At 67.3% G+C, this 10,684-nt stretch carries 11 protein-coding genes, 1 tRNA gene and 3 pseudogenes; 4 read left to right on the top strand and 11 right to left on the bottom strand.

Annotation, left to right across the window (positions count from 1 at the left end):
• Nucleotides 1-196, top strand: a pseudogene (locus MCAG_RS32420) (hypothetical protein); the annotation flags it as partial.
• A gap of 96 nt (nt 197-292) precedes the next feature.
• On the opposite strand, the gene MCAG_RS11220 reads toward MCAG_RS32420, so the two are convergent.
• The 4 genes and pseudogenes from MCAG_RS11220 to MCAG_RS36200 form a co-directional block, all read right to left on the bottom strand.
• Nucleotides 293-628 carry a YnfA family protein gene (locus tag MCAG_RS11220; RefSeq protein ID WP_007073082.1) on the bottom strand — a complete coding sequence of 112 codons (336 nt, stop codon included), beginning with the start codon at nt 626-628 and terminating at the stop codon, nt 293-295.
• 16 nt (nt 629-644) lie between these two features.
• Nucleotides 645-866: a MerR family DNA-binding transcriptional regulator gene (locus MCAG_RS34665; protein WP_232290135.1), complete on the bottom strand. Its 222-nt coding sequence runs from the start codon at nt 864-866 to the stop codon at nt 645-647.
• Between the two features lie 196 nt (nt 867-1,062).
• On the bottom strand, nt 1,063-1,527 hold the full coding sequence (locus MCAG_RS11215; RefSeq protein WP_007073081.1) for a hypothetical protein: 465 nt from the start codon (nt 1,525-1,527) through the stop codon (nt 1,063-1,065).
• A 187-nt stretch (nt 1,528-1,714) separates the two neighbouring features.
• Nucleotides 1,715-2,978 (bottom strand): annotated as a pseudogene (locus MCAG_RS36200) (IS256 family transposase).
• A gap of 97 nt (nt 2,979-3,075) precedes the next feature.
• On the opposite strand from MCAG_RS36200, the gene MCAG_RS11205 reads away from it, so the two are divergent.
• The gene (locus MCAG_RS11205; protein WP_157547990.1) at nt 3,076-3,738 is read left to right on the top strand and encodes a hypothetical protein; all 663 of its coding nucleotides are present in this window, start codon (nt 3,076-3,078) and stop codon (nt 3,736-3,738) included.
• 212 nt (nt 3,739-3,950) lie between these two features.
• Nucleotides 3,951-5,165 carry a three-Cys-motif partner protein TcmP gene (tcmP, locus tag MCAG_RS11200; protein WP_007073078.1) on the top strand — a complete coding sequence of 405 codons (1,215 nt, stop codon included), beginning with the start codon at nt 3,951-3,953 and terminating at the stop codon, nt 5,163-5,165.
• Between the two features lie 31 nt (nt 5,166-5,196).
• Here tcmP and MCAG_RS11195 read toward each other — a convergent pair whose 3' ends face one another.
• Nucleotides 5,197-5,955 (bottom strand): DUF5131 family protein, encoded by a 759-nt coding sequence (locus MCAG_RS11195; protein WP_007073077.1) that lies wholly within the window; start codon nt 5,953-5,955, stop codon nt 5,197-5,199.
• Nucleotides 5,956-6,214: 259 nt separating this feature from the next.
• Nucleotides 6,215-6,709 carry a YajQ family cyclic di-GMP-binding protein gene (locus tag MCAG_RS11190; RefSeq protein ID WP_007073076.1) on the bottom strand — a complete coding sequence of 165 codons (495 nt, stop codon included), beginning with the start codon at nt 6,707-6,709 and terminating at the stop codon, nt 6,215-6,217.
• A 150-nt stretch (nt 6,710-6,859) separates the two neighbouring features.
• Here MCAG_RS11190 and MCAG_RS11185 point away from each other — a divergent pair.
• Nucleotides 6,860-6,943, top strand: a tRNA-Tyr gene (locus MCAG_RS11185).
• 147 nt (nt 6,944-7,090) lie between these two features.
• Here the strand turns inward: MCAG_RS11185 and MCAG_RS11180 are convergent.
• The 5 genes and pseudogenes from MCAG_RS11180 to MCAG_RS34660 all read right to left on the bottom strand — a co-directional run.
• Nucleotides 7,091-8,545 carry a tyrosine-type recombinase/integrase gene (locus MCAG_RS11180; RefSeq protein ID WP_369751313.1) on the bottom strand — a complete coding sequence of 485 codons (1,455 nt, stop codon included), beginning with the start codon at nt 8,543-8,545 and terminating at the stop codon, nt 7,091-7,093.
• Nucleotides 8,542-8,751, bottom strand: a complete 210-nt coding sequence (locus tag MCAG_RS11175; RefSeq protein ID WP_036373105.1) for an AlpA family transcriptional regulator — start codon at nt 8,749-8,751, stop codon at nt 8,542-8,544. Before MCAG_RS11175 ends, MCAG_RS11180 begins: the two co-directional genes overlap by 4 nt.
• Nucleotides 8,748-8,915 carry a hypothetical protein gene (locus MCAG_RS33615; RefSeq protein ID WP_007073074.1) on the bottom strand — a complete coding sequence of 56 codons (168 nt, stop codon included), beginning with the start codon at nt 8,913-8,915 and terminating at the stop codon, nt 8,748-8,750. Before MCAG_RS33615 ends, MCAG_RS11175 begins: the two co-directional genes overlap by 4 nt.
• Nucleotides 8,916-9,171: 256 nt before the next feature.
• A complete protein-coding gene (locus MCAG_RS11170) occupies nt 9,172-10,401 on the bottom strand; it encodes a DUF3631 domain-containing protein (RefSeq protein WP_007073072.1) in 1,230 nt (409 codons plus the stop codon).
• Nucleotides 10,401-10,684: pseudogene (locus MCAG_RS34660) on the bottom strand (DNA primase); the annotation flags it as partial. The pseudogene MCAG_RS34660 and the gene MCAG_RS11170, both read right to left, overlap by 1 nt.

The raw sequence follows: 10,684 nt of genomic DNA, 5'->3' as shown, positions 1-10,684 counted from the left end.
TGTCGGTCGCGGCCAGCGCCGCCGTGTTGGCGCGGTGGCCGGCCTGATCGTCGACCACGCCGGCGGCGTGCCGTGGGCGTTCGTCTTCGCCGGGGCGGCGGTCGCCGCCGGGGCCGCCGTCGCCGCGCTGCCCGGCGGCCCGATCACCCGCGCCGAGGCCGCCGCGGTACGCGTCGAACAGACCCTCGCCGCCTGACCGAAAAGGCGGCGTGCGGTGCCCGGACCGCCGACGACCCGGTGCCACCGACAGCCCCGTTACCTGTTGCCGGTGGGTGAGTGGCACCGCCTGAAGTCAGTCGCCACGTGGGGCGTACATGATGACGGCGACCCCGACCAGGCAGATGCCCGCACCGAAGATGTCGTAGCGGTCGGGGCGGAACTTGTCGACGACCATGCCCCAGGCGAGGGACCCGGCGACGAAGATGCCGCCGTAGGCGGCGAGGATGCGGCCGAAGTTCGGGTCGGGTTGAAAGGTGGCGACGAAGCCGTAGAGCCCGAGCGCCATCACCCCGGCCGCGATCCAGAGCAGTCCTCGGTGTTCGCGCCAGCCCTGCCACACCAGCCAGGCCCCGCCGATCTCGGCGACAGCGGCGACCGCGAACAGCAGGATCGAACGGGCGACCGTCACGCGTCAGACCGTAACGTCATCGCCTGACGGTCCTGCTGGTCACCCTGCCCGCAGGAGCAGTGGCCGCCAGCGCAGCCGGTGGTGTGGCGGCGGCTGCCGGCCCACCGGCAGCAGGCGGAGAGGCGAGCAGCCCCCGGCGTTCGTAGTAGCGCAGCGTCTGCGGGTTGACCCCTGCCACGTCGGCGAGCTGGCCGCTGCGCAGCACCCGTCCGGTCATGACCGGGCCCGGAGAGTCCACGCCCGCTCGGCGAGGGCGTCCAGCACATCGATGTGGGCAGGGTGCATGCCTCGGGCATCCAGGAGTCACCCGTCGTGACGCGTCGGTCGCTCATGCTCTGACGGTAAGCCCGTACTGAGGTACCGGATGGCGGCGCTCCGCTTCAGCTCGCGTCAATCCTCGTTCGGACGCGAGGCTGACGAAGGAGAGACGGGGTTCAGTCGTAGAAGAGCTGCTCGAGATCCTCGACGGACCCTGGTCCGGTCAGGAAGCCCTCGGCCTTGGCAATCGCATCCTCTGGTGGCGGCCCGCCCCCTCGGAGGAGGTGCTTCATCCATAGCTCGCCCTGCTCGCCGACCGCATAGATGCCGGACAGCAGTTCGGCCATGCCCACAGGACGCGGCGGGCTCTTTCCGACGACGGGTTGGAGTTCCCACCCGCCAGCGCGGGCCGCCAATCGGATCACCCCGGCCCAGTTGGCGATCCGCCCGATACGGACGTGCCACAGGTCCTCGGTGAACGGGGCTAGCCGCCCACCGTGCAGCGCGTTGGTGGCGGCCCTGATGTCCTCCATCACCTGCCGTTCCACGGCATCGCGGACCCAGCGCCCATCCTGCGCTTCTTCGATGGCGGCGGAAAACCACTTCCAGGCACCGTCGATCCGGTCCGCGAATGTATCCACGCGTACAGGTTGCCATCCGCGGTCTTGGTCGACCCTCAGAGGAAGGCCGATCAACCGACGCAAGGCAACAAGATCGCCTAGCCGGACGTGTCACCCACGTCCCGAGACTGATCTGTCACGGACGTCCTGAGACGACAGCGGGAGTGTGGCGTTTTCCGTGTTTGACCGCTGGGTGTGATCGAGGTGGTTAGATGGTGATCCGGTCGCTGTAGGCGAGGATCAGGGCGTTGAGGGCCTTGGCCCAACCGTAGACCCGGCCGGTGATGCTCCCGCCGCCCCGGCGTTTCTGCTGGACGACGAGGTAGAGGACCTTCATCGCGGCCTGCTCGGTGGGGAAGTGCCCGCGCCGGCGGGCGGCCTGCCGGAACCGGGCGTTCAGGCTTTCGATGATGTTGGTGGTGTAGAGGACCTTGCGGACCTCGTGGTCGTAGTCGAGGAAGGGCACGAACTGCGGCCACGAGGTGCGCCACAGCCGGATGACGGCCGGGTACTGGTCGCCGAACTCGGCGGCGAACGCCTCGAAACGAGCCTCCGCAGCGGCGACGGTCGGGGCGGTGTAGATCTCCCGCAACGCCGGGGTGATCTTCTCCCCGGTCCTTACGGTTGGTATACCGCAGACTGGCTCGGACGAGGTGGACGACGCACTGTTGGTGCACCGCCTGCGGCCAGACCTGCTCGATCGCGTCGGTCATGCCCTTGAGCCCGTCGGAGCAGACCATGAACACGTCCTCCACCCCGCGGTTACGCAGTTCGGTGAGGTAGCCGGCCCACTGCTTCGCGCCCTCACCACCGGTGCCGGCCCACATGCCGAGCACGTCGCGTTCCCCGTCGAGGCTGATCCCGACCACCACGTAGACCGGCCGGTTCGCGACCTGCCCCTGCCGGATCTTCATCACCAGCGCGTCGATGAACACCACCGGATACACCCGGTCCAGAGGCCGCTGCCGCCACGCTTCCATGTCGGCCAGGACACTGCCGGTGACCCAGCTGATCAACTCCCGAGACACCTCGGCGTCGTACACATCCGCCAGATGCGCGGAGATCTCCCCGGTCGTCAACCCTTTCGCGTACAGCGACAGAATCGCCTCGTTGAACCCGTCGAGCCGGCGGGCGTGCTTCGGCACGATCCGCGGGGTGAACGACCCGGCCCGGTCCCGCGGGACCTGGATCCGCACCGGCCCGACCTCGGTCTGCACCGTCTTCGCCCCGTGCCCGTTACGGACGTTGACCCGCCGACCCGTCGTCTCGTCGACGCCAGCCTCGTCGAGGTGGGCATCCAGTTCCGCATCGAGCGCCGATTCGAGCACGGTCCGGGTGATCCCGGCCAGGAGCCCACCCGGCCCCACCAACGACACCCCGTCGGCCTTGGCCCGCTCCACCAGCTGCTGCGCGAACTCCACCTCCACCGCCGACGGCTGCAGAAGCGGAGCAGCGTTCTTCTTGTCTGCCATGACGTGGTCCTTCCCGGACAGGAACTCCGTCCTGTCCAACAGACCACACCCAGGCCAAACACGGAAAACTACGCAGTCCCTCCATAGGAGCATCGGGATGGTGGTTGGCGCAGCTGCTGTGGAGTGGGGCCAGGCGACAGGCTCGCCCAGTGACAGGAGAATCACCGGTATGGCTTGGGAGTGGGTAGGCCCAGTGATGACTGGCGCCGTCGGTATCACTGTAGGTATCACGGGCATCGTCGCCACGTACAAGACTGGCAAGCAGGGAAGACAGCACGCCGAGGCGCTCGCTAGGCAGAAGAACGAGCATGACGCCGCCCTAGCGAAGGAGCAACGTGATCAGCAGCGGAGAAGCGAGGCCTACATTGAGCTGCTCGTCATGGCGGAACGGGTTGGACAGTGGGTCAGCATGGTACGGCCGATGCTCGACACCGATCCACCTCGCCCCACCCCTCCTCTCCCGGAGCTGTTAGAGCAAGCCCGATCAAACGCGCTGATCAGCGCGTACGCATCGTCGGCGGTGAAGGAGCGGTATGGCGCATGGCGAGAGGCTGTGCTGAAGGCGATCAGAGCCGTCGAAGAGATCGAGTTTGCTCTGTCACGGCCTAGGTCGGACTTGGATCACGTCAAGCCTTGGAGAGAGCTTGATCTAACTCATCGCGCGGCGGAGAGGGAGACTCGGGAAGCGCTAGCGGGCCAGATCGCTTCGGAACTCGGGGGATCCGCGACCGCACTCGCGAGCCGAACACCGGTCACGTGAGGCGAAGGACGACTCGGCCTAGTTGGGTGACCAACCGGGTGACAACCGGGGTGTACGACGACGGACGCTGACGAACGATGACGGGCTATTTCACCAGGTAATGCGGCGTGTCAGGCCTGATCCGGCTTCCATGATCGTTCCTTCGGGACGAAGAGGTCGAGCCATATTGGCGGAGGTTCACAGCCTTCCGCGTTTCGCAACCTTCCGCTAGCGTGACGCTACTTGCTGTAGCCAGGGGAGGGCTTGTGGCCGGTACAGACTTCTTTGCCTCCAAGAAGGCGGCTGCTGTCTTCAAGCACGGCATCTTGAGCCGATACCCGGTCGTGTTCGCATCGAAGACTGGCAAGAGCGTGGAGGGTAACCGGGTTGTCTTCCTCGATGGATACGCTGGTCGCGGAGAGTACGACGACGGACAGCCGGGTTCGCCGCTGCTGCTGTCGCGGTGTGCTGAGTTCGTGAAGGGCTACCGCAACGTGCTCGGGTTCTTCGTCGAGCAGAACCCGGACCACTTCGCCAACCTGGAGCGTGTACTCGACGAGAAAGGCGGCGACGCTGAGCGGATCCTCCGGCCCGGCTCCGTTGACGAGCACCTTCCTGAAGTCCTAAGACGGGCCCAGGGGGCGTCGCTATTCGCCTTTCTCGACCCGTTTGGTCCTGCGTTGGACTTCGACGTGCTCAAGGCCGCTCTACTCGGTCGGCCGTCGTGGCCACCTACGGAGGTGCTGTTGCACTTCAGCGTGTTGAGTGTCGCTCGGATGGGTCGTGCCGTACATGCGGCTCGTTCCAAGCGCGGGGAGCTTTCGCCGGCAGATCAGAAGACAGCCGACCGGCTAGACCGCTTCCTTGGGGGCGACTGGTGGCAAGAACGCTTCGCTGGCGTCCGCGACGAAGGTGATGAACAGCGGGCTACCGAGATCGCCTTAGAGGTGTGCGACACGTACGAGAAGCTTCTGACGACCGGAACGAGATATCGAGCGGTCAAGATGCCGGTACGGCCCAGGCCCGATCTGCTGCCGAAGTACGTGCTGGCGCTGTTCACGGCCAGCAACGAGGGAGCCTGGCACTTCGCGGACTCGCTCGGCAAGGCGGGCGTGGAGTGGTCGGTGGCGTGGCAGACGGACCTGCTCCGCAAGGGGGAGAGGTACGGACAGGGCTCGCTATTCGGCGACGATGAGTTGCCAACCCCCGAGAGCCACAGCAGCAGTCACGGCATCGAGTGGACGAGGATCATCGCGGGGAACCTCGAACGGCTGCTAAATGAGCTGGGCACCTTCTGCCCTGCTGATCACGTGCCTGAGGTCTACGGCACGACGCTAGGCCAGGCAAGCACGCCTCACGTCCGAGCCGCCGTGAAGCTGCTGAGCGGAACGACTGTGGCCAACACCGGTAAGGGCGACTTCTGGAAGGAGCGGTTGCGGCGCCCGTAAAAGCCCGCAACCCTTCTCCGTAGGGTGACTTCTACCCGATCGAGGTAAGTTCCCGTGCTGCCGGCATCTCGTCCCATGTCCGGCCGTCCAGCTCCCGACCGCCGGCCTTCGGCGTTCTACCGCCCCACTGCTTGAAGAAGAAAGCTGTCCCGCCGGCGATGCATTGGTCGCGCAAGGACCGCACCCAATCAGGATCGATCGGCCGGCAGCCGGGACCAGACTCACCTCCGGCAATCAGCCAGTCAACATCCTCAAGGTTCAGGTCGTCCAGCGGGCCGAGTAGCGGCTCGGCCGAGACAAACCGAACGGCAGCGGGCACCTGACGAAGATGATCGATGCGCTCCATCTGTTCATCGTCCTCGACAGAGACGCCCATCCAGACATTGGCCGGCCAAGTCAGTCGGGGAGCAAGCTTCGCAAGCCTCGCCGCTCGCTTCGTGAGTACCTGGTAGGTGTGCTGCGGGGTTGCCGCCATGACCTCAAAGACCTGCTCGACGAAGTCGAAGGAAACCTTCGCGTGGAACAGGTCGCTCATAGAGTTGACGAACACGACCCGGGGCTCTCGCCACCTCAGAGGCAGCGTCAACTCAGCGGGGTGCACCGCGACTCCGAAGCCCGGTCCGGAGGTGCGCGGATCACCGTCCGTCTGGTATTTCGCGGAGCCCATGGCCTTTAGACGCTTCGCCAACGTCAGCGCGTAGCAGTGATCGCAGCCGCGTGAGATGCGATCGCAACCGGTTGTCGGGTTCCACGTGGCTTCGGTCCACTCGATGGAACTCTTGTCTGCCATCACCACACTCCCCGGCCGGTTGGGATGATTCTGTCGAACGTGCGTACGGATTGAAAGACATGGAGACGATCTTTCTTGGCGGCTGGCAAGAAGAGCGCGCTCCGCCCGACCCAACGCGCAGGGTGCAGCATGGGACTCGGCCAGGCCGTCACCAGGCCGTCGAAGGCCGGATGCTGGCGACCAACGACGACCACTGGTGACGACATCTGCCCAGGTGGCAACGCGTAACCGGTTCGACCACCAGGCCGTCGGGGGCCTTCTACCTGTAGTTGGTGAACTGGAGGGCGAGGCCGAAGTCCTCGCTCTTGAGTAGCGCGATGACGGCTTGGAGGTCGTCCTTCTTCTTGCCGGTGACCCGCAACTGGTCGCCCTGGATCTGCGCCTGAACGCCCTTCGGGCCCTCGTCGCGGATCTTCTTGCTGATCGCCTTCGCCTTGTCCGACTCGATGCCCTGGATCACCTTGGCGTCGATCTTGAAAACCTTGCCCGAGGCGCGCGGTTCCCCCGCGTCCAGCGACTTCAGCGAGACGTTCCGCTTGACCAGCTTCTCCTTGAAGACATCCAGGGCGGCCAGGACCCGCTCCTTGGTCTCCGCCTGGAGGACGATCGTCTCCTCACCCGACCAGGAGATCTCCGCGCCGGTGCCCCGGAAGTCGAACCGCGACGTGAGCTCCTTCTCCGCTTGGCGGAGGGCGTTGTCGACCTCCTGCCGGTCGGCCTTGCTCACGATGTCGAACGACGGGTTCGCTGCCATGCTGATGCTCCTGCTGTCCGGCGGTCAGTGCACGTACGCGTCGCCCGCTGACCAGCGGCACGACCCCCTGACGGTACCCGGTTGCGCCGGCACCGGAAGCAACCGCTATCCTTGGCTCCGCTGCCGTGCACGGCGCGGCGGTGACGCCCTGGCGGGTTGCCCGAGCGGCCAATGGGAGCGGACTGTAAATCCGTCGCGAAAGCTACAGAGGTTCGAATCCTCTACCCGCCACCAGGTGTGCAAAGAGGCCCCTGACCAGCGAGAACGCCGGTCAGGGGCCTCTTTCGTGAGTCTCGCTCGATCCCGCTCCAACCCGCTCGATCTCGCTGGCTGTGTCACATACGTGTCACCGAGATCATCGGGTGGTGGCGAGGCGATCCGTCAGGCAGCGTCCTCGGTCGCCGTTGTGGTGGATTCGTCGTCGGCCGGCGGCGTGTCGCTGGTCGACGGAGGAAGGCCAAGCGCCCCCTCTATCCGGCGGCGAGCGGCTTCCTCCTGGCCGTAGACGCACTTCGCGTAGACCCGCATGAGCACGTGCACGCTGTGCCCGGCCCACTCGGCGACCTGAGTAGCCGGCACCCCGGCGTTGAGCCAGAGCGACACGGCGGCATGCCGCAGGTCGTACGGTCGCCGGGCCAGCGGTGAGCGCTGCTGAGCCGGGGTGAGCACCTTTGCCCGCGCCTCGCGCCACGCCTTCCCGTAGGTGTTGTTCGGGATCGGCTGGCCGGCGGTGGGCACGTACCGCCCGCCGGGGCCGCGCCGGGTGACGAACAGCTTGCCGTTCGATCCGGGCGGGTACTCCTTGATGTGGTGATCGAGCAGCCGCACGAGCGGCGGCGGCACGGGTACGTCCCGGGTCGCTGCCTTTGCCCGGTGCTTGAGTCCTCGGTCCTCGGCGGTGTCGTCTCCGTCGCCCCAGTCCCGACCTACGGCCACCGTGGAGCCGGTCAGGTGCAGCACGCCCCACCCCCCGCGCTGGGCGGGCCGTTCGTACTCGTCTTCGCGCAGATGGAGCACTTCTTCGGGCCGCAGCGCGGCGTAGTACATGCATCCGAAGAACGCCTCCAGTTCGGGCACGCTGCGCCCCACCTCGGCAAGCAGCGCCCGCGCCTGATCGGGGTTGACCACCGCCCCCCGGTCGACCTCATCGGCCATCTTCGGCGCGGTCCAGCTCACCAGGGACATCGGGTGCGCGTCGAGTAGCCGCAGTTCGACGGCGTATTTGAGGGCACCCGAGAAAACGGCCCGCTTCCGCGCGATGGTGCTGGGCGACGCGGGAGCGCCGTCCATCCGCAGGGCAAGCGTGTCGAGAGCCTTGCGGACCAACGCGGCGTCGGCGAGCACGGCCAGGTCGACGGTGTTGGCTTTGAGCCAGCGCACGGCGGGGGCCAGGTTGGCGGGTGGCTCTCCGGCATCGCGGCGGGTCTTGTTGAACGCCCACCCGTAGAGCGCGGCCCGTAGCGCCTTGTCGCTGGGTACGCCCCGGTCGGTCGCGAGCAGGGCTGGCGTGACGGTCGCCAATGTCTCGGCGATCCCCTTGCGATGCTTCGCCGATGCCCGGGGCCATTTCATGTCGACGTAGGCCACGGCGTGCTCATACCACGACCGAGTGTTGAGCGCCCGCGCCATCGGCTCGGGTAGGCCGCTGGCCTTGTCGAACGCGACTCCCTCTCGCTGAGCTACGACCAGCTTCGATCGGAAGCTCTCGGCCAGGGCACGGGTGGCGAACGTGTCGCGGAACGGGCGACCGGCCACCTTCCAGCGCACGCCGTAGGAGTAGCCCTTGGTGAGTTGGCGCTTCTGAATGCTGTAGACCCGTACGTCGTAGCTGCTCAAGCGGCCTCCTCGTGATCGTTGAGCCAGTTGTCCAGGTCGCGGCGGCGGACGTAGAGGCTGCCGTTGGGGTACTTGATGGTTCGGGGCGCGCGGCCGGTGGCCTTCCACTTGAAGAAGGTCGACCGGGGGACGCGGAGTTCGTCCAGGACTTCAGCGAGGGTGAGCAGGTTGCCGGTGGGGGTGGTGCGCTTCGGCCTGGCGGTCACGGGCGGCTGTCCTTCCTCGGGGTGGCGTCGAGGTAGATGCGGTGCCGGGTGGAGGGGTGCCGGTCGGGGTAGGGCCGGCTGACGCGGTTGACGGTGAGGACACGGGCGAGTGCGGTGAGGGCGGCGGCTGTTTCAGCGGGTGTGCCGTGCAGCCTGATTCGCATGCAGAGCGCCTTTCGGTCGACGGCTGGCGTCGGGGTTGGAAAGCGGGAGGTATCCGCGTAGATGGGCGCAGAACGGCCCGCTGAGCGTCGTGGGGCCGCGATCCGGTGTTGCCCGATGTGCGGGTGTGGGCCGGTGCGGCTGAGGGCTTCTCAGCGGGCCGTTCTGGCGGGTCGGCTTGGCCGGGGGTATCCGTACCATCCGTACCAAGCTCGTTTTGCCTGGTCAGGGGCGGTACGGATTGGATCGCGGTACGGATTAATGCGTACCGGGGGCTGCGGTGAGGGTGCGTCGTGGTACGGATCGATCCGTACCAGCGGGGTCATCCGTACCGGGGATGACCTGCGGAAACGACGTTGGTACGGATGGTACGGATACCCCTGTGGAGGGGGTTTCGGGTTGCGGGCAGTAGCGCTGCCAGGCGTCGGTGAAGACGTCGCGGGTGTAGCCCTTGGCCTGCCCGACGGGAAAGCGGATGGTGTCGGAGCGAATGTCGAACTCGCGAAGCAGGTCGCCGAGTTTCTTGCCTGTCAGCCCGTTGGGGCCGCTGTCGGCCCAGGGTGCCTCGGGGTCGCCGTTGAGGGCGGCGAGCAGGTCGGCGGTGGGTGCGGCGGGCGGGTCGCCGAGGGTGGCGAACGCGGTACGGATGTCGGCGAGGAGCCGAACGCGTTGGGAGACGTTGCCGGCGTCGTCGGCTTCGGCGGTCAGGACGGTGACGGCCTGGCGGGCGCGGGCGGGCCAGGTGCCCCCGGCGAGGTCGGCGACGGCCACGAGGGGTTCCCAGGTGTCGGCGGCCCGGTCCTCTACCGGCATGGGTGGTTCCGCGGCTTCGAGGGTGGTGAGGTTGGCGCGGAGCCATCCGGCCAGTTGTTGGGCGAGGGCGCGGAGGGCGGGGCCGTCGCGGCGGTGGCGGTAGGGGGCGACCTGCTCGCCGGGGGCGCGGCGGCGCATGCGGATGACGACGGCGCGGTCTTCGATGGTGTCGGGCATCGCGCCGATGCCGGCGAGGGCGGCCATGGCGAAGGTGGGGATCTTCTCCAGGCTTTGGGTGTTGTTGTCCCACCGGATCGCGGGCCGGTTGCGCTGGTGACCGGCGTTGAGTAGCCCGCGTAGGTCTTCGTTGGCGTCGGCGTTCTTCCCGCCGAACAGCGTGTCTGCCTCATCCACCAACAGCGTCGGTGGTTGGCCGGTGCCGATCGCCCGGTAGACGGCTGCCGGCGAGGCGTTGACGGTAATCAGCGGGTCGTGGCAGGTGCCCTCCACCACGTCGAGAAGACGCGACTTCCCGCACCGCTTCTCCGGTGCCCGGATCACGAGGCGCGGCGCGTGCGCCCACGCGGCCTGGGCGTGGGTAGCGGCGATCCACAGCGCGACGGCGTCGACCGCTTCGGGGCTGGGGAGGATCACGTACTTGGTGAGGCAGGCGTGGACCTGGTCGAGGATCGCCGCGCCGTCTTCGGGCTGGTCGGTGCTGGTGGGTGAGTACATGCGGCGAGTCCTTCGGCGTGGAAGCCACCTCGGATGGCGGCGCGGATGTCGCGGTCGGTCTGCTCGGCCTGGCGGCCAGCAAAGGTGAGGGCGGCTATGGCGTCGTCGCGGCTGATCGCGTCGGCGGCGACCATGCGGGCCACACCCCGGGCAGCGCCGTAGAGGGTGGTGCGGCGGGTTCCCTCAGCGGCGGTGGTGACCGCGTGCAGGTGCGCGGCTAACAGCCGATCAGGGAAGGAGATGCCTCCCGCCGCGCGGATGCTGGTCGGGCAGTGCGGCGGGT

This window comes from Micromonospora sp. ATCC 39149 (assembly GCF_000158815.1).
In the GTDB taxonomy this organism is placed as follows: Bacteria; Actinomycetota; Actinomycetes; order Mycobacteriales; family Micromonosporaceae; genus Micromonospora.
Note: the sequence above shows the minus strand (reverse complement) of the source record. Positions and strands in the feature narration are given on the sequence as shown.

Coding starts and splice junctions, on each gene's coding strand:
- MCAG_RS11190 (WP_007073076.1), bottom strand. CDS start 6,709: ATGGCAGCGAACCCGTCGTTCGACATCGTGAGCAAGGCCGACCGGCAG.
- MCAG_RS11170 (WP_007073072.1), bottom strand. CDS start 10,401: ATGTACTCACCCACCAGCACCGACCAGCCCGAAGACGGCGCGGCGATC.
- MCAG_RS33615 (WP_007073074.1), bottom strand. CDS start 8,915: ATGCGAATCAGGCTGCACGGCACACCCGCTGAAACAGCCGCCGCCCTC.
- MCAG_RS11205 (WP_157547990.1), top strand. CDS start 3,076: ATGGTGGTTGGCGCAGCTGCTGTGGAGTGGGGCCAGGCGACAGGCTCG.
- MCAG_RS11195 (WP_007073077.1), bottom strand. CDS start 5,955: ATGGCAGACAAGAGTTCCATCGAGTGGACCGAAGCCACGTGGAACCCG.